This window comes from Microbacterium protaetiae, assembly GCF_004135285.1.
GTDB classification, from domain to species: domain Bacteria; phylum Actinomycetota; class Actinomycetes; order Actinomycetales; family Microbacteriaceae; genus Microbacterium; species Microbacterium protaetiae.
In genome coordinates, this window is the sequence record NZ_CP035494.1 from 1049654 (window position 1) to 1067994 (window position 18341).

General features: G+C 69.1%; 17 protein-coding genes. 11 read left to right on the forward strand and 6 right to left on the reverse strand.

From position 1 onward, the window contains the following. Positions 1-55 precede the first annotated feature (55 nt). Both ET475_RS04790 and ET475_RS04795 read left to right on the forward strand, forming a co-directional pair. A complete protein-coding gene (locus ET475_RS04790) occupies positions 56-961 on the forward strand; it encodes an alpha/beta hydrolase (RefSeq protein ID WP_165310752.1) in 906 nt (301 codons plus the stop codon). After that, positions 958-1998, forward strand: a complete 1041-nt coding sequence (locus tag ET475_RS04795) for a PLP-dependent cysteine synthase family protein (protein ID WP_129386551.1) — start codon at positions 958-960, stop codon at positions 1996-1998. Before ET475_RS04790 ends, ET475_RS04795 begins: the two co-directional genes overlap by 4 nt. A 14-nt stretch (positions 1999-2012) precedes the next feature. Here the strand turns inward: ET475_RS04795 and pyrE are convergent, their stop codons facing one another. After that, entirely contained in the window at positions 2013-2591 is a 579-nt protein-coding gene (gene pyrE / locus ET475_RS04800; protein WP_129386554.1) for an orotate phosphoribosyltransferase, read from the reverse strand. A gap of 797 nt (positions 2592-3388) precedes the next feature. Here pyrE and ET475_RS04805 point away from each other — a divergent pair. The 4 genes from ET475_RS04805 (at position 3389) to ET475_RS04820 (ending at position 7926) form a co-directional block, all read left to right on the forward strand. After that, a complete protein-coding gene (locus ET475_RS04805; RefSeq protein ID WP_129386557.1) occupies positions 3389-4927 on the forward strand; it encodes a Re/Si-specific NAD(P)(+) transhydrogenase subunit alpha in 1539 nt (512 codons plus the stop codon). Then, positions 4924-6336 carry a Re/Si-specific NAD(P)(+) transhydrogenase subunit beta gene (gene pntB, locus ET475_RS04810; protein WP_207205410.1) on the forward strand — a complete coding sequence of 471 codons (1413 nt, stop codon included), beginning with the start codon at positions 4924-4926 and terminating at the stop codon, positions 6334-6336. Before ET475_RS04805 ends, pntB begins: the two co-directional genes overlap by 4 nt. Before the next feature lie 168 nt (positions 6337-6504). Further along, positions 6505-7041 carry a YbhB/YbcL family Raf kinase inhibitor-like protein gene (locus ET475_RS04815; RefSeq protein WP_129386560.1) on the forward strand — a complete coding sequence of 179 codons (537 nt, stop codon included), beginning with the start codon at positions 6505-6507 and terminating at the stop codon, positions 7039-7041. 42 nt (positions 7042-7083) lie between these two features. Next, positions 7084-7926, forward strand: coding sequence for an exodeoxyribonuclease III (locus ET475_RS04820; RefSeq protein WP_129386563.1), 843 nt, complete (start codon positions 7084-7086; stop codon positions 7924-7926). On the opposite strand, the gene ET475_RS04825 is transcribed toward ET475_RS04820, so the two are convergent. From ET475_RS04825 to ET475_RS04835, 3 genes are all read right to left on the reverse strand, one after another. Further along, the gene (locus ET475_RS04825) at positions 7927-8622 is read right to left on the reverse strand and encodes a winged helix-turn-helix transcriptional regulator (RefSeq protein ID WP_129386566.1); all 696 of its coding nucleotides are present in this window, start codon (positions 8620-8622) and stop codon (positions 7927-7929) included. It lies immediately after the preceding gene. After that, a complete protein-coding gene (locus ET475_RS04830) occupies positions 8623-9063 on the reverse strand; it encodes a VOC family protein (protein ID WP_129386569.1) in 441 nt (146 codons plus the stop codon). It lies immediately after the preceding gene. 281 nt (positions 9064-9344) lie between these two features. Next, entirely contained in the window at positions 9345-9923 is a 579-nt protein-coding gene (locus tag ET475_RS04835) for an NADPH-dependent FMN reductase (protein ID WP_129386572.1), read from the reverse strand. A 170-nt stretch (positions 9924-10093) separates the two neighbouring features. Between ET475_RS04835 and ET475_RS04840 the strand changes: the two genes are divergently transcribed. From ET475_RS04840 to ET475_RS04855, 4 genes are all read left to right on the forward strand, one after another. Continuing rightward, entirely contained in the window at positions 10094-11347 is a 1254-nt protein-coding gene (locus tag ET475_RS04840; RefSeq protein ID WP_129386575.1) for a sensor histidine kinase, read from the forward strand. After that, complete coding sequence (locus ET475_RS04845; protein WP_129386578.1) at positions 11334-12044, forward strand: response regulator transcription factor; 711 nt, start codon at positions 11334-11336, stop codon at positions 12042-12044. The genes ET475_RS04840 and ET475_RS04845 overlap by 14 nt, the downstream gene beginning before the upstream one ends. Positions 12045-12119: 75 nt before the next feature. Further along, entirely contained in the window at positions 12120-13004 is an 885-nt protein-coding gene (locus ET475_RS04850) for an ABC transporter ATP-binding protein (RefSeq protein WP_129386582.1), read from the forward strand. Then, positions 13001-14092 (forward strand): ABC transporter permease, encoded by a 1092-nt coding sequence (locus ET475_RS04855; protein ID WP_129386586.1) that lies wholly within the window; start codon positions 13001-13003, stop codon positions 14090-14092. The genes ET475_RS04850 and ET475_RS04855 overlap by 4 nt, the downstream gene beginning before the upstream one ends. A gap of 8 nt (positions 14093-14100) precedes the next feature. Here the strand turns inward: ET475_RS04855 and ET475_RS04860 are convergent, their stop codons facing one another. Then, positions 14101-15897 (reverse strand): glycoside hydrolase family 15 protein, encoded by a 1797-nt coding sequence (locus tag ET475_RS04860; protein ID WP_129386589.1) that lies wholly within the window; start codon positions 15895-15897, stop codon positions 14101-14103. Between the two features lie 64 nt (positions 15898-15961). On the opposite strand from ET475_RS04860, the gene ET475_RS04865 reads away from it, so the two are divergent. After that, a complete protein-coding gene (locus tag ET475_RS04865; protein ID WP_129386592.1) occupies positions 15962-17335 on the forward strand; it encodes a glucose-6-phosphate dehydrogenase in 1374 nt (457 codons plus the stop codon). Between the two features lie 69 nt (positions 17336-17404). On the opposite strand, the gene ET475_RS04870 is transcribed toward ET475_RS04865, so the two are convergent. Then, positions 17405-18277, reverse strand: coding sequence for a hypothetical protein (locus tag ET475_RS04870; protein ID WP_129386595.1), 873 nt, complete (start codon positions 18275-18277; stop codon positions 17405-17407). Positions 18278-18341: the final 64 nt, after the last annotated feature.

Below are 18341 nucleotides of genomic sequence, written 5' to 3' on the forward strand. Positions count from 1 at the left end.
CTTCGGCCGGCGTGCGGCTGAGGCATCCTGTCCCCGACCCCGATCGGGAGGAATCATGCCGACTCTCACCGCGCCGACGTCACTGCGCGCACCGACGCTCGCCGATGTCGTCTACACCGACCACGACGGCATCGCGCAGCATCTCGATGTCTATCCGGCGGATTCGCCCTGGGCGCCGCTGTACGACGGTGCCGTGTTCGTGCATCTGCACGGCGGCGGGTGGCGCGCCGGCGACAAGCAGCGGCTGTCCGTCGCCTCGCGGCTCGCGTCGCAGGGTCTGACCACCATCAGCGCCAACTACACCCTCACCCCCGAGAAGCCGTATCCGCGCAACCTCGACGACGTGTTCGACCTGGTCGCGTACGTGCACGCCCAGCAGGACGCGCTGGGCATCCGTGCCGAGCACATCGTCCTCGGCGGTGCCTCAGCCGGCGGACACCTCTCGGCGCTGGCCGCGACCAAGGGCACCGCACAGGCGCGCCTGGCGGTGCCGCTGGGCGGCGTGGTCTCGTGGTTCGCGCCGCTGAGCCCCGAGTCGCGCTACCTCACCCATCGCTACCCGACCGAACAGTACCCCGGCGGGTTCTGGGACCGCGGCCTGGCCCCCGGCGAGTACGGCAACGACCCGTTCCGCCCCTTCATCGGCACCGACGACTTCGCCTCGATCACGCTGCGCGAGGCCTGGGACGCCGACCCGCGCTTCCATCTCGACCAGCTCGATGCCCGCGATCTGCCCCCGTTCCTGCTGCTGTCGGGCACGCGCGACTCGGTCGAGATCCAGTCGTCGCAGCGGCAGCTGTTCGACGCCCTCAGCTGGGTCGGGGCAGATGTCCAGCTGCTCACGCTCGAGCGCGCCGATCATGAGAGCCCCCGCTACCTCAGCAGCGCCGCGCAGGGAGCCGTGCTCGGCTTCGTGCGCGGCATCCTCGAGACCGCACACCCGCAGAAGGAGAACCTGTGAGCACCGTCGCCCTGGAGAACACCGTCGATCTGCCCGACTTTCCCGACCCTGCCGCCGCACGCGTGTACGACGACGCGTTCGGGCTCGTCGGCAACACCCCGCTCGTGCGCATCAACCGGGTAGCGAAGGATGCCGCAGCCCCCGTGTACGTGAAGCTCGATGCGTACAACCTGGGTGGATCAAGCAAAGACCGTATCGGCATCAACATCGTGCGCGAGGCCATCGGCTCGGGAGAACTGAAGCCCGGGCAGCGCATCGTCGACTTCGGCGCGGGGAACACAGCGATCGGCTACGCCCTGGCCGGGCAGGCCACCGGGCATCCGGTGACGATCGTCGCGAACCCGACGCTCTCGCCAGAGAAGGCGAATCTGCTGCGCCTGCTGGGCGTGGACATCGTGCCCGGCCGCAGCGACGTGCCGGCGGGGCATCCCGACCATTGGGCGGCCATCGCCGAACGGTACGAGCGCGAAGACCCGTCGAACTGGTGGGCACGCCAGGAGTCGGCGACCTCGAATCCGCACTCGCACGCCCTGTCGACCGGGCCGGAGATCTGGGCGCAGACCGGCGGACGGGTGACACACTTTCTCGCGGCGGTGGCCACCGGCGGCACCGTGAGCGGCACCGGCGCTCATTTGAAGGCGCAGAACCCCGACGTGCAGGTGATAGCGACCGATTTCGCCGAGAAGGCCGACAAGACCAACGCACGCGCCTACATCGAGCGGCACCGGGGCTTCGAGCAGCTCGAGCGGGATTTTCCGGCGAACTACGACCTCGACGTGCTCGATCGGCTCGAGACCCGCACGAAGGCCGAGGTCATAGCGTTCGGATGGGAAGTGGCACGCACCGAGGGCCTGCTGCTGGGCACGTCGTCGATCCTGAGCCTGCTGGTCGCCCTCGAGATCGCGCGCACGGCCTCGCCCGACGACGTCATCGTGTCGTTCGCCGCCGACAGCGGTCGCGACTACCTGACGCGGGAGTACAACGCCCCATGGCTGCGTGAGAACGGATTCGGCGAGATCGCCGATCGCTTCGCCTGAGCCGGTGCTGCGGACTACTGCGGGGCCAGGCCCAGGTCGTCGAGGTCGATAGCCGCCAGCCACTGCAGCCCGGCTGACTCGACGGCACCCTGGGCTCCGGTCTTGCGGTCGACGATCACCGCGACCGCCACCGGCTCGGCGCCCTCGCGGCGCAGCGCCTCGACCGCCTTCAGTGCCGACTGACCGGTGGTCGATGTGTCTTCGACGACGACGACGCGCTTACCCGCGACATCCGCCCCCTCCACCTGACGACCGCGCCCGTGGTCCTTGGGCTCCTTGCGCACCACGAACGCGTCGAGCGGCCGATCGGTGCGTGCCGACTCGTGGATGACAGCGTTCGCTATCGGATCGGCGCCCAGCGTGAGCCCGCCGACCGCCACGACGCCGTCGACGTCGCGGATGAGATCGAGGATGATGCGCCCGATCGCCGGCGCGGCCCGGTGGTCGAGGGTGAGCTTGCGCATGTCGACGTAGTACGTCGCCTTCTTGCCCGACGAGAGCGTGAAATCACCGTGGAACACCGCCTCGTCCTGGATCAGCCCGATGAGGGCCTGGCGGTCGGCTTCGAGCGCGGGCGTGGAGGCGACGGTCATGGTGTCGAGTTTACGGGGCGGCGTGCCGCGGCTCGGCGGGGCTCGCGCGGCGCGGGCTCGCAGACGCCGGGGCGGGGTCGCGGCACGAGGGCGTTCAAAACGCAGCTCATTTCGACATCGAACGGCCCGAACGGGCCGTTCCGCCGCCCCTCGGGCACGGATGGGCTGAGTTTTGAACGGCGGGGCGGGCGGGCGGGCAGGCCGGGGCGGGCGGGCGGCAGCGGGCAGGCCGCGGCGCGGCGTGCGGCACGCGGGCCCCGGGGTGTTCAAAACGCAGCTCATTTCAACTTCGCGCGGCCCGAACAGGCCGTTCCACCGCCCCTCGGGCACGGATGGGCTGAGTTTTGAACGGCGCGACGGCGGCGGGCAGCGGCGCGCAGACCGGGGCGGGCGGGCGGGCCGCGGCGGGGCGGGCGGGCGGCGGGCAGGCCGCGGCGCGGCGTGGGGCACGCGGGCCCCGTGCGTTCAAAACGCAGCTCATTTCGACATCGAACGGCCCGAACGGGCCGTTCCGCCGCCCCTCGGGCACGGATGGGCTGAGTTTTGAACGGCGCGGCGCCGGCAGCGGGGCTTCCGCGCCCGCCGCCGCTCCTAGCGCGCGTCGCCCGCCGCCGGACCACGCCGGCCGACGCCGCGCTCTTCGGCACGATCGCCGGGCAGATGGCCCGCGCCCGCCGAGCCCGCCCCTATAGTCGGTCGCAGGCGCCGGTTTCGCCGACGCCCGATCCGATCCGAGCCGGACCCGATCCCACCCGACCTGGCCCGACCCGACTTGACCCGACTACGGAGCACGTCCCATGCGCCTCGGCATCGTTGCTGAACACCCCGGCGAGACCCGCGTCGCCGCCACCCCTGCCACCGTCACGAAGATCATCGCCCTCGGGTACGAGGTGGCCGTCGAGGCCGGTGCGGGAGCGGCATCCTCATTTCCCGACAGCGCCTACACCGCCGCCGGCGCAACCGTCGTCGACCGCGAGACGGCCTGGGGCGCCGAGGTCGTGCTGAAGGTGAGCGCGCCCACCGACGACGAGATCGCACGCCTGCGCCCCGAGGCGACCATCGCCGCCCTGCTGAGCCCCGCGCTGCGCCCCGAGCTGCTCGAAAGCCTCGCCGCCCGCGGCGTGACGGCGCTCGCGCTCGACGCCGTGCCTCGCATCTCGCGCGCGCAGTCGATGGACGTGCTCAGCTCGATGGCCAACATCGCGGGGTACCGGGCCGTCGTCGAGGCCGCCAACGAGTTCGGGCGCTTCTTCACCGGCCAGGTCACCGCCGCCGGCAAGGTGCCGCCGGCGAAGGTGCTGGTGGCCGGGGCCGGCGTCGCGGGCCTGGCCGCGATCGGCGCCGCCTCGAGCATGGGCGCGATAGTGCGCGCCACCGATCCCCGGCCCGAGGTCGCCGACCAGGTGGCCTCGATCGGCGGCACGTATCTGCCGGTGGATGTCGCGGTCGAGCGCTCCACCGACGGCTATGCCAAAGCCACGACCGAGGCCTATGACAAGCGCGCCGCGGAGATCTACTCCGAGCAAGCGCGAGAGGTCGACATCATCATCACGACGGCGCAGATACCGGGCCGGCAGGCGCCGCGGCTGATCACGGCCGCCGATGTCGCGGCCATGCGCCCGGGCAGCGTGATCGTCGACATGGCCGCCGCCCAGGGTGGAAACGTCGAAGGGTCCGTCGCCGGCGAGCGCGTGGTCACCGACAACGGCGTCGTCATCCTCGGATACTCCGATCTGGCGGGGCGGCTGCCCACCCAGGCTTCCCAGCTGTACGGCACGAATCTCGTCAACCTGCTGACGCTGCTCACCCCCGGCAAAGACGGCAGTCTCGTCATCGACGACGACGACATCGTGCAGCGCGCCGTGACCGTCACGCGCGACGGCGCCGTGACGTGGCCGCCGCCGCCCGTTCCGGTCTCGGCGGCGCCCGCACCTGCGGCCGCGGCCGCGCCGGCGGCATCCCCCGTTGCGAAACCGGGGATGTCGCGCGCGGCGAAATCGGGCCTGATCGCCCTGGGCATGGCAGCCCTCTTCGCGATCTGCGCGTTCGCGCCGCCGCCGCTGCCCGAGCACTTCCTCGTGCTGACGCTGTCGGTGGTCGTCGGGTTCTACGTGATCGGCAACGTCTCGCACGCCCTGCACACGCCGCTGATGAGCGTGACCAACGCGATCAGCGGCATCATCATCGTGGGCGCCATGGTGCAGCTGACCGCGCCGGGGCTGGCCGTGCAGATCCTGGCGGCTGCGGCCGTGCTGCTGGCCAGCATCAACGTGTTCGGCGGCTTCGCGGTCACCCGCCGCATGCTGTCGATGTTCGTCAAGGGACCGCAGCAGTGACTGCGGCGAGTGTGGCCGGCGCCGTCGCCGGCGCGGCATACATCGTCGCAGCGCTGCTGTTCATTCTGAGCCTGGCTGGGCTCAGCCGCCAGGAACGCGCCCGCGGCGGCGTGGTCTACGGCATGATCGGCATGGCCATCGCGCTGCTGGCGACACTGTGGTTGATGATCGCGGATGCCTGGGGGCAGCCTTCGGCGATACTCGGGCTGACGCTGCTGATCGTGGCTGTCGCGATCGGTGCCGTGATCGGACTGTGGCGGGCCCGCACCGTGCAGATGACCGGGATGCCCGAGCTCATCGCGCTGTTCCACAGCTTTGTGGGTGCTGCCGCGGTGCTGGTCGGGTGGAACGGCGCCCTGCACGCCGAGGGGATACCGCAGAACCTGCTGGGCATTCACCACGCCGAGGTGTTCATCGGCGTGTTCATCGGCGCCGTGACGCTGACCGGGTCGATCGTGGCCTTCCTCAAGCTGTCGGCGAGGATGTCGTCGCGCCCGCTCATGCTGCCCGGCAAGAACGTGCTCAACGTCGGCGCCCTGGTCGTGTTCGTCGGTCTCACGGTCTGGTACGTGATCACGCCGCAGCTCTGGCTGCTCGTGGTGGTCACGGCGCTCGCGCTGGCACTCGGCTGGCATCTTGTCGCCTCGATCGGCGGCGGCGACATGCCGGTCGTGATCTCGATGCTCAACAGTTATTCGGGGTGGGCGGCCGCGGCGGCCGGGTTCCTGCTGAACAACGACCTACTGATCGTCACCGGAGCGCTCGTCGGGTCGTCGGGTGCCTACCTGTCGTACATCATGTGCAAGGCGATGAACCGCTCGTTCCTCTCGGTGATCGCCGGCGGGTTCGGCATCGAGGCGCCCCGCAGCGGCGAGGAGTCGCAGGGCGAGGTGCAGGAGACGGATGCCGCGGCGGTGGCGCGCGTGCTGGAAGCGGCATCCACCGTCGTCATCACACCGGGCTACGGCATGGCCGTCGCCCAGGCGCAGTCTGCTGTGGCCGATCTGGCCCGGCGGTTGATCGAGCGCGGCGTTCAGGTGCGGTTCGGCATCCATCCCGTGGCCGGGCGCCTGCCCGGGCACATGAACGTGCTGCTGGCCGAGGCGAAGGTGCCCTACGACATCGTGCTCGAAATGGACGAGATAAACGACGACCTGGCCGCGACCGACGTCGTGCTGGTCATCGGCGCGAACGACACGGTGAATCCGGCGGCGGCCGAGGATCCCGGCTCGCCGATCGCCGGAATGCCGGTGCTGCGGGTGTGGGAGGCCCGGCAGGTCGTCGTGTTCAAGCGGTCGATGGCGTCGGGATATGCGGGTGTGGGCAATCCGCTGTTCTTCCGCGACAACACGCAGATGCTCTTCGGCGACGCGAAGGAGCGCGTGCAGGACATCCTCGCGGCGCTGTGACGGCTCCGCCGGTCGTTGAGCGAGGCGCCGCCGGTCATTGAGCAAGACGCCGCCGGTCATTGAGCCTGCCTCCGTCGGTCGTTGAGCGAGGCGCCGCCGGCGCCGAGTCGAAACGCGTCGGAGCCAGCGGGTAGCGTGGGCGGCAGGACTGCGACGAAGGAGGACGGGATGTTCGAGTACGACCCGTATGCAGAGTTGGCGCGGCTGAAGCAGTTCGCGTCGATGACGGTCACGAGTACCGATTTCGCCAACGGCGAGCCGTTGCCGAAGCAGTGCTGGGGCTCGGGCGCGGGCGGTGCCGACCGGTCGCCACAGCTGAGCTGGTCGGGGGCGCCCGAGGGCACCCGCAGTTTCGCCGTGTCGTGCTTCGATCCCGATGCGCCGACCGGGTCGGGCTACTGGCACTGGGCCGTATACGACCTCGACCCCTCGGTCGCCGAGCTGGCCGCCGATGCCGGCAACGGTGAGAGCGGTTCGCTGCCGCCGGGGGCTATCACCCTGCCGAACGAGGCCCGTGCCGAGCGCTACTTCGGTGCGGCTCCTCCGCAGACCACCGGAACGCATCGCTACTTCTTCGTCGTCGACGCGCTGGATGTCTCGCACCTCGACATCGCGCCGGGCTCCACGCCGGCGGTGCTGGGCTTCAACCGGCACTTCCACACCTTGGCTCGCGGCATCCTGGTGGGCACCGCCAGCAGCGACTGAGCGCACACCGGCAGCGTCGGTGGGCGGCCGTAGGCTGGAGGCATGCGCCTGGCCACCTGGAACGTGAACTCGATCCGCGCCCGTGTCGCCCGCACCGTGGAGTTCGCCGTCCGTGAAGACGTCGACGTGCTGGCCATGCAAGAGATCAAGTGCCGACCCGACCAGTTTCCGTACGGGCCGTTCGAAGACGCCGGTTACGAGGTGCATGCGCACGGTCTGAACCAGTGGAACGGCGTCGCCATCGCCAGTCGGCTGCCGGTCGACGACGTGCAGACCGCCTTTCCCGGCATGCCTGGCTTCGCGAAGGGTCACGACGGGCCGGGTGCGCCGCAAGAGGCCCGGGCGCTGGGCGCCCTCATCGACGGGGTGCGGGTCTGGAGCCTGTACGTGCCCAACGGTCGCAGCCTCGACGACCCGCACTACGCGTACAAGCTCGAGTGGCTGGGCGCGCTGACCGCGCACGTCACCGGCGAGCTCGCGCGTGATGCACAACTGCCGATGGCGCTGGTCGGCGACTACAACATAGCCCCGACCGATGCCGACAACGGTGACCCCGCCGTGGTCGTGGGCACGTCCACGCACGTCTCCCCGCCCGAGCGCGAGGCCTTCCACGCCCTCGAGAAGGCCGGTCTGACCGATGTGGTGCGTCCGCTCGTGCCGACGGGGTACACCTACTGGGACTACAAGCAGCTGCGCTTTCCCCGCAATCAGGGCATGCGCATCGACTTCATCCTCGGTTCCCGGGCGTTCGCCGACGCTGTGACCGGGGCATCCATTCATCGCGACGAACGCAAGGGCGAAATCCCCAGCGATCACGTGCCGGTCGTCGTCGACACCGATTTCGGCGCGGGTGATGACGACGACGTTCCGATGATCTTCGGCTGATCAGCCACCCCCAGTGGCGGTCGCCGGCGTGCCGTCGATGCGGAACGTCGTGGCGAATCGTTCGAGAAACGCGGGGTCACCCGCCACGACGGTGACGTCTCCCGCATCAAGAGCGGCTGCGGCATCCTTCTGTCCGGTGAGCAGATGTCGGATGCCGCTGCCGGCCGCGATCGTGATGTCGGGGTCGCCCGCCGGCAGGGTGCCACCGACCGGCGGGGCGGGCGGCGCCAGCTGGGTGATGTGCAGAGCACCGTTGACCTGCACGCGCAGGGCGATGTCACCGACGCGCAGCTCGTAGTCGGCCGGGAGTGCAGCATCCTTCCGGAACGCCGCGCGCAACGCGACGGTGAGCGAATCGGGGCTGAAGACGTCGTCGTCACCGGGCTCGCCGAGGGCACGCAGTCCCCAGCGCGCGAGCCCCAGAATGATCGGCTCGAGCTCGCAGCCATAGTCGGTGAGCTCGTACACCAACCCGCACCGCCGAATCGGCACGCGGCGCACGACGCCGCCGTCTTGCAACTCCTTCAGACGCGCCGAGAGGATGTTGGTCGGAATGCGCGGAAGCCCCCGCTTGAGATCGGTGTACCTCCGCGGACCGACGAGCAGATCGCGCACGATCAGCAGCGCCCACCGCTCACCGATGAGCTCGACGGCGGTGGCGACGCCGCCGTACTGGCCGTAGGTGCGGGCGCCCACTTAGGCGGTGCCCTGCACCTGGTCGGCGAGATCGTCTTCCGGCACGGATTCGTCGGGCACCGAATACAGAAAGCCCAGCGAATTGCCGTCGGGGTCGTCGAGGTCGCGCATGTACATGAAGCCGAAGTCCTGCGCCGGCTGCGGCTCGCTGCCGCCAGCGGCCAGGCCCGCCTCGACGATGCGGTCGACATCTTCGCGCGACGGGCGACTGAAGGAATGCGACACCTGCACGGTCTGAGCCGGGTCGGCGAGCGGCTTCGCGGTCATCGTCGCCATGAACTCACGTTTGAGAAGCATGAAGAAGATGTTCTCGTCCCACATGAAGCAGGTGGCGTTCTCGTCGGTGAACGTCGGATTGATCGTGGTGCCGAGGGCGGTGTAGAACGCCGTGCTGCGCTCGAGATCGCTGGTCGGCAGACTCACGAAGAGGTGGGTGGCCATGATGCCTCCTTGTTATTTACAAGTATGGTTGCAAATAACAAGCCCTTCGTCAAGGTTCTTTTGCGGCATCCGCCGACAACCACACGTTCGTCTCGCAGGACAATCTGCGCACACCCCCGCGACACGCCGCACACAACGCCCCGCCCGCAGATCTTCCTGCGAACCGAACACGCCGAAGGGCCGGGATGGGGCACCCCGAACACGCCGAAGGGCCGGGATGCGGCACCCCGAACACGGCCGAAGGGCCGGGATGCGGCATCCCGGCCCTTCGTGCGGGTGTCTCAGGCGGCGACCGAGGCGTCCTTCACGTCGACGTAGCGGCCGACGAGCGCGACGAAGGCGTCGAGGTACGCGCGCAGGAACGCCGCGGTGCCCTCGTTCGTGACCTCGCCGTTGTCGCCGAACAGGCCCGGAAGGGCCTGGATGTAACCCTCGGGCTGGCCGAGCGTGGGGGCGTTGTAGTGGCTGAGGATCGCCTTGAGGTGCTGCTGGGCCGCGGCGGTCGAGATCGGGCCGCCCGACGTGCCGATCACCGCGGTGGGCTTGCCGTCCAGCGACGCCTGGCCGTACGGACGAGCAGCCCAGTCCAGCGCGTTCTTGAGCACGCCCGGGATCGACCGGCTGTACTCGGGCGTGACGATGATGACTCCGTCGACATCGGCGATGGCCTGCTTGAACTCACGGGCGACCTGCGGGTAGTCCGCGTCGTGGTCGGGCGAGTAGAACGGCAGATCCTTGATCGGGATCTCGTGCAGCTCCACATTCTCGGGTGCGAGGGCGGCCAGCGCCTTGGCGAGCTTGCGGTTCAACGAGGTGGAGGAGATGCTGCCGACGATGTAGCCGATCGTGTACTGGGTCACGGGGAGAGCGTCCTTCGATGTCTGGGAGTCGGCGCCCCGGGTCGGCGGCGCCCCCAACAGTCAAGTCCACGTTCCTGTGATGCGTTCCCATGAATGGTCATGTAGGGCAACATTCCCTTCTCCGTCCGGCGGGGGAGGTGCGCGCGCGGCATCCCTCCTACGGTGGAGGCATGCACGTCGACCTTCGTCTGCAACGACAGGACTATGCCCTGGCGGCAACCATCGGCGTGGGCACCGTCATCAGCGCGGGCCTCGGCGCCGTCGCCGGCATCTACGGCGACGACCAGGCGCCGATGTGGGCGGCGGTCGTCTACGCGGTGGTGCTCGCCGGCGCCATCGCCGTGCGGCGCCGCTGGCCCAGTGTGACGGCTGTCGTCACGGCGACCGCGTATTTCGCCGCGATGTCGGCGCACGTGCCCGAGCTGTATGCGGGCAGCATCGCGATGTTCATCGGGTTCTACACCGTCGGGGCCGTCTCGCCGGATCGGCGCAGGGCTGCGTGGGTGCGCATCGGCATCACCGTGGGGATGTTCATCTGGCTGCTCACCACGACGTTCGTCGAGGCGACGCATCCCGCCGACGACGACTTCTCTCGTGCCGGCGCGTTCTCGCCGTTCGTGGCCTATGCCCTGCTGAACATCCTCATCAACGTGCTCTACTTCGCGGGGGCCTACTTCTTCGGTGAGCGGGCGTGGGCGAGCCGGCTGCAGCGGCGTGCACTTGAAGAGCGCACTGCCGAACTCGAGCGCGAACGCGAACGCACCGCCGCGCAGGCGGTCGCGCTCGAGCGGGTGCGCATCGCGCGCGAACTGCACGATGTCGTCGCCCACCACGTCTCACTGATGGGCGTGCAGGCCGGCGCCGCCCGCGCCATCATGATCAAGGATCCGGATGCCGCAGCTCGCACGCTTGCACAGGTCGAGACATCCGCCCGCAGCGCTCTCGACGAGTTGCGCCACCTGCTCGAGACCCTGCGTTCCGACACCGACGGCGAGGCCCCCAGCACGGTCGGGCTGGCAGGGATCGCCGACCTTGTCGCCGAATCGACGGATGCCGGTCTGCCGACACTGTTCACTCTCGTCGGTGATCCGCGGCCCGTGCCCGACACCGTGCAGGTCTCGCTCTACCGCATCGCGCAGGAGGCGCTGACGAATGCCCGTCGGCATGCGGGAGAGGATGCCGCCGCCGACGTCCGCCTGCGCTACGAGCAGTGGGGGATCGAACTTGAGGTCACCAACACCGGACGGCGAGTCGCCCGGGTCGGGCGGGGACTCGGCCTGGTGGGCATGCGCGAACGCGCAGCGGCCGTCGGCGGAGCCGTCGAGGCGCGTCCGCTCGGCGACGGCGGCTTTCTCGTGCGTGCCTCCGTTCCCGCCCCCGCGGCCGTGGCCACGACGACCGGGCGGGGGGATGCCGGTGCCTGAACCGCTGCGCGTGCTGCTCGTCGACGATCACGCCATGATGCGGGCGGGGTTCCGACTGATTCTCGAAGCGAACGACGACATCGCGGTGGTGGGCGAGGCGGCCACGGGCGCCGAAGGAGTGGCGGCCACGCGGGAGTTGCGCCCGGACGTCGTGTGCATGGATGTGCAGATGCCCGACATGGACGGCCTGGAGGCCACCCGGCGCATCGTCGCCGACCCCGACATCGCCGCCGCCGTGCTCATCGTGACGACGTTCGATCGCGACGACTACCTGTTCGACGCCCTGGCGGCGGGAGCGGCAGGGTTCCTGCTGAAGAACGCGGGGCCCGAAGAGCTCGTGCGCGCGGTGCGCGTGGCCGCCGCCGGTGATGCGCTGCTCTCGCCCGAGGTGACGCGGCGGGTGATAGCGCGCTTTGCCGGCGGCGGGGGGCGGGATGTCGCCTCCCCGGCCCGTCCGCGCGCCGCGGCATCCCCTCCCGAGCCGGCACGCTGGTCGCCCGGCGACCCGCTCACCGAGCGCGAGACCGAGGTGCTGCAGCTGATGGCCGATGCCTTCAGCAATGCCGAGATCGCGCAGCGCCTGTACATCGGTGAAGCCACCGTCAAGACGCATGTGTCCAATGTGCTGGCCAAGCTGGGCGCCCGCGACCGGGTGCAGGCCGTCGTGCTGGCGTACCGGCATGGGCTGGCCGGGTGAGAAATCCTCCCTGCGGGGGAGGTGGCCGCGCCGGCCCCGCCCCTAGCGTGGAAGCACACCGAACAAGGAGGACGGATGCTCCAGCTGCGCGGCATCACCAAGAGCTATGGCGGACGCCGGGTGCTCGACGATGTGGGCTTCGACGTGGCCCCGAACCGCCTGACCGGGTTCGTCGGGGGCAATGGCGCCGGCAAGACGACGACCATGCGCATCGCGCTGGGGGTGCTCGACGGCGATGGCGGCGAGGTGCTTCTCGACGGGGCGCCGATCACCGACGGCGACCGGCGGCGGTTCGGGTACATGCCGGAGGAACGCGGCCTGTACCCGAAGATGAAGGTCGCCGAGCAGATCGCCTACCTCGCGCGTCTGCACGGGTATGCGAAGTCCGAGGCTGATGCCAACGCGACCGCGCTGCTCGAGCAGCTGGGACTCGGCGAGCGCCTCGACGACAAGGTCGAGACGCTGTCGCTGGGCAACCAGCAGCGCGCACAGATCGCGGCGGCGCTGGTGCACGATCCCGAAGTGCTGATCCTCGACGAGCCGTTCTCGGGTCTGGACCCGCTCGCGGTCGACGTGGTCGCCGGCGTCTTGCAGGAGCGCGCCGCCCAGGGGGTCTCGGTGCTGTTCAGTTCACACCAGCTCGATGTCGTCGAGCGCCTGTGCGACGACCTCGTCATCATCGCCGCCGGCACGATCCGGGCGGCCGGGTCGAGCGACCAGCTGCGCGCCCGGTACGCCGGCAACCGCTATGAGCTGCGCACCACCGGCGATGCCGGATGGTTGCGCGTCGAACCGGGCGTGCAGGTCGTCGACTTCGCCGCCGGCTCGGCCGTGTTCGATGTCGACAGCGAGCAGACCGCGCAGCGGGTGCTGAGCCGGGCTGTCGAGACCTCCGACGTGCAGAGCTTCACCCCGCGGCATCCCTCCCTCGCCCAGATCTTCAAGGAGGTCATCCAGTGAGCACTCCGACCACACCGTCCCTCGCCCAGAGCGTCTGGCTCGTCGCCGAGCGCGAGATCGCCTCGAAGCTGCGCAGCAAGGTGTTCATCATCTCGACGCTGTTCATGCTCGCCATCGCCCTGGCCGGCGTCATCTGGGGCGGGTTCGCGGCGGCGAATCCGTCGAAGACCCCGGTGGCGGTGACGAGTCAGACCGCCGCGGTCGTGTCAGAGATGACGAACCTGGATGTCACGACCGCCGATTCGGCCGACGACGCTGTCGCCCTCGTGAAGAGTAAGAAGGCGGATGCCGCGATAGTGCCCGATGCCGACTCGCCGGTGCACGTGAAGATCGTGGCACGCGATGCCATCCCACAAGAGCTGGTCGCTCAGCTGAGCGTGTCGCCGACGGTGCAGCTGCTGAACGCGAGCCCCGAAGACGCACTGTTGCGCTACTTCGTCGCGATCGGGTTCGGGGTCGTGTTCCTCATGTCGGCGTCGATGTTCGGTTCGACGATCGCGCAGTCGGTCGTGGAAGAGAAGCAGACCCGTGTGGTCGAGATCCTCATCTCGGCGATCCCGGTGCGCGCCCTGATGGCCGGCAAGGTGATCGGCAACACGATCCTGGCGATGGCGCAGATCGTCGTGCTGGTGGCGATAGCCATCGTCGGGCTGAGCGTGACCGGTCAGAACGCGGTGCTGGCGGGCCTGGGCGGCCCGATGGTGTGGTTCGCGGTGTTCTTCCTGTTCGGGTTCGTACTGCTGGCGGCTCTGTTCGCGGGCGCGGCGGCCATGGTCTCGCGGCAAGAAGACATCGGCTCGACGACGATGCCGCTGACCATGCTGATTCTCGCGCCATACATCCTGGTCATCATCTTCAACGGCAACCCGGTCGTGGTGGGCGTCATGTCGTACATCCCGTTCTCGGCGCCGGTGGCGATGCCGCTGTGCCTCTACCTGGGCACGGCGCAGTGGTGGGAGCCGCTGCTCTCGCTGGTGATCCTGGTCGCGACGTGCGTGGCCGCGGTGCTGGTCGGATCGAAGATCTACCGCAACTCGCTGCTGCGCATGGGCGCGCGGGTCAAGCTCGGCGAGGCGCTGAAGGCGTAGCCGCTCACCTACCGCGGCTTGTGGCGTGCGCGGGCCAAGGCGTCGGCTGCGCGCACGAGCGCCAGGTGCGAGAACGCCTGGGGCGTGTTGCCGGCCTGCCGCTTTCCGGCGATGTCGTACTCCTCCGAGAGCATGCCGACATCGTTGACGAGGTTGCAGAGCCGGTCCATCAGCGCGCGCGCATCGTGCAGTCGCGCGGTGGCGGCGTATTGCTCGACGAGCCAGAACGAACACGCGAGGAACGGCGACTCCTCCCCCGCCAGTCCGTCGACACCGCTCGCGTTGCGATAGCGACGCAGCAGGCCGTCCTGCAACAGGTCATTCTCGATCTGCGCGACGGTGGCGAGCATGCGCTCATCATCGGGCGCGCAGAAACCGACCTGCGGGAGCAGCAGCAGTGAGGCATCCACCTCGGTCGTTCCGTAGTACTGCGTGAAGTGACCATCGGCCACGCCGTGCTCGTCGATCTCGGCTTTGACGCGGTCACGCAGTTCCCGCCATTTCTCGACCGGCCCCTCGAGATCGTGGTCCTCGACCGCACGCACGGCCCGGTCGAACGTCGCCCACACCATCACGCGCGAATGCGTGAACATGTGCGGCTCCCCGCGGATCTCCCACAGCCCGTTGTCGGGCCGGTCAAGCTGTTCGGCTGCCTGCGCGACCAGTCCCTTCTCGAGCGGCCACGAGAACTCCGACTCGTCCAGGCCCGCTTCCCGCGCCGCCGAGAGCGTCACCAGCACCTCGCCGATCACATCGGCTTGATACTGCAGGGCAGCACCGTTGCCGATGCGCACGGGTTTCGATCCGGCGTAGCCCGGAAGACTTGCCAACTCACGCTCGACGAGGTCGCGCTCGCCGGCCAGGCCGTACATGATCTGCAGGTCGGCGGGGTCGCCGGCCACCGCGCGCAGCAGCCACTCCCGCCACTGTGCGGCGACCTTCACGAAGCCGTGGTCGAGCAGCGCCTCCAGCGTCAGTGCAGCATCGCGCAGCCACACGTACCGGTAGTCCCAGTTGCGCACGCCTCCGAAGTCCTCGGGCAGTGAGGTGGTCACGGCCGCCGCGATGCCGCCGGTCACATGATTTGTCAGAGCGCGCAGAATCAGCAGCGAGCGCACGACGGTGTCGCGGTGCGGCCCGTCGTGCACGATCTTGTCGGCCCAGTCCTGCCACCAGCGTCGAGTGCGATCGACGACCTCGTCGACATCGATCCGCTCCGGCGGCTCATGGTGCGAGGGAAACCAGGTCAGCGTGAGATCGACGCTCTGACCGGCGGCGACGGCGATCTTGCCGCGGTGCGCGTGGCCGGCGGCGGTCGCGCGCGCGCCACGCAGCACCACCGCATCGGGACCGGCCATGGCCACGAGCTCGGGGCTCTCGGCCGTGCCGGTCTGGCGCACCCAGGGCATCGCGCGGGCGTAATCGAACCGCATCCGCAGTTCGTGGTCGAACTCCACCAGGCCCTTGACCCCCACGACGCGCCGCACGATGTCGACGCGGTCTTCGGCGATGCTGCCGTGCTTGCCGATCGGCATGACGTCGCGCACCTCAGCCACCCCCGACGAGGTCTCCCATCGGGTGACGAGAATGAAGGTGTCGTCGTCATAGGCCCGGGTGGCGGTGGCTTTCGCGTCGACGGGGCGCAGGCTCCAGCATCCCTGTTCTTCATCCCCCAGCAAGGCGCCGAAGATCGACCCGGAATCCAGACGTGGAACGCACAGCCAATCGATGCTCCCGTCGCGCGAGACCAGGGCGGCGGTGCGGCAGTTGCTCAGAAGTGCATAGTCTTCGATGGGAACGGACATCGTGTCGAGTCTGGCACCGCGGTGCCCCATTGCGGTGTGGCCCAGGCGGATTATCGTGAAACCCATGCCGAAGACCACGACCTTCCTCATCTTCGGAGCATCCGGCGATCTGACCTCGCGCCTGCTCCTGCCCGCTCTCGGCCAGTTGCTCAAGCGAGAACCCGATCGCCAGGTGGCGCTGCGCGGAGCGGGGACGGATGCCTGGACCGCCCGCCGCTGGAAGGACGCCGTGCACGACGCCTTCGCGTCGGCGGATGCCGCCGACATGGTCGACCGCGTCGGTGACACCACGTACACCCAGGCCGACATCACGAAGGTCTCCGACCTGAAGAAGCTCCTCGACGGCGTCGAGGGATCGCTGGTCATGTACTTCGCGGTGCCCCCCGCGGTCACGGTGGCCGCCTGCGACGCACTGCAGAAGGTGACGCTGCCCGACGACACGCTGTTCGCACTGGAGAAGCCGTTCGGCGGCGACGAAGCCGGCGCCCGCGAGCTGAACGAGACGCTGACCTCGCTCGTACCCGAAGACCGGATCTTTCGTGTCGACCACTTCCTCGGCCGACCGACGCTGCTGAACATCCTCGGCGTGCGGTTCGCGAACCGGCTCATCGAGCCGGTCTGGTCGGCCGACCATGTGCAGTCGGTGCTCGTGCGCTACGACGAATCGCTGGCCCTGGAGGGGCGCGCCCGGTACTACGACAAGGCCGGGGCGATGGTCGACATGATCCAGAGCCATCTGCTGCAGGTGCTGGCCGTGCTCGCGATGGAAGAGCCGGTCGACCTCGACGAGATCGACCTGCGCGATGCGAAGAGCGCCGCGCTGCGCGCCACGCACATCTGGGACGACAATCCCGTGCGCAACTCGCGCCGAGCGCGCTACACCGCCGGGACGATCGGCGAGCGCACGCTTCCGTCGTATGTCGAAGAAGAGGGCGTTGATCCCTCGCGCGAGACCGAGACTCTCGCCGAGATCGTGTGCGAGGTGCGCACTTCGCGGTGGGCGGGCGTGCCGTTCACGCTGCGCAGCGGCAAGGCGATGGGCGAGAAGAACGCCGAGATCGTCGTGACGTTCAAGCCGGTGCGGCACATTCCCGACGGGCTGACCGGTGCTCCCTCGGACGGCGGCCTGCTGCGCATCGGGCTCAGCCCCGACCGCATCGAGATCGAGCTGAACGTCAACGGTGGCGACGACCCGTTCGCACTGCGCCGCGAATCGCTCTCGACCGGAATCGGCAAGAGCACCCTGTTGGCCTACACCGAGGTGCTCTCGCAGCTGCTCGACGGCGATGTCGCACTGTCGGTGCGGGCCGATGCCGCCGAGGAGTGCTGGCGCATCATCCAGCCGGTGCTCGATGCCTGGGGTCGCGGCCAGGTTCCCCTCGAGGACTACCCGGCCGGCTCGACCGGCCCCACGGAGTGGGCGACCTCGCAGGTCTGACCCGCGGCCGGTGCCGTGTGGCCGCGGAATAAGACGTAAGCGCGTCATCCGGTACACAACTGTGGGCCGTCAGCGAGCCTTGCCGACGGGCGGAAGCGAGGGCTGGGTTGCCGGCGTGTTGAGAGCCTGCAGGCCGGGGTGATCACGCAACGCCTCTGCGCCGTACGTCTGCATCACGGCGAACACGGCCGCGATGGGCGCCTCATCACCCGAGAGCAGCAGCGGCACCGCTGTTGGGAACTGGCAGATGAGTGTCCACGAGCCGGCCTCGGGGTACATCGCGACGATCGTCGAGTAGTCGAACGACAGCCATTGCCCACCGACATCGACGACGATCCGGCGGTTGGAGACGTACACCGCCGTCGGCTGCCAGTCCCGCCACTGCGGCGAGGCCTGCGCAGTGGCGCGTGAGCGCGCGCTGGCATTCGCGATGGCGCCGACGGCGAGTGCGCCGACGACGAACGCGGGCCGCCCGAACGCGAACGTCGAGGTCTGCCGGTATGCGACATCCGTCCCGTAATATCTCGCGTAGGTGAGCATCAACCGCGCGAAGAACACCTCGTCGGGATAAGGCACGACATCCCACTGCCGGATCGTGCCGGGCACTCTGTGTGCGAGCAGCTCAGCGCGAACGAGGCGCGCATGTTCCCAGGCATTCGCCGCGTGCGCTCCGCGCTCGAGCATCCGCTGCTCCGTCTTCGTGTAACGGCCCTTGGCGCGCTGTGCCCGTCGGTAGGTGCGAACCATGTGCACGATCGATCGGATGAGGAGGATCACAGGCACGAAAACCGCAGCGAGAATTGCGGCGAACTCGCCCAGTCCCCAGCCGATATCGTGCGTCTGCATCGAGCGGTGCAGCATTACCGACGCGAACCACATGAACACGACGTACGCGACCGGAGCGGCGAGAAGCAGGAGAACCCAGTGCAGGTGACGGCGCATGCTTCGATCGTGGCAGAAGGCGGCGACATCACGACGGATCCATGGAGCTGTCGGGAATCCCGTC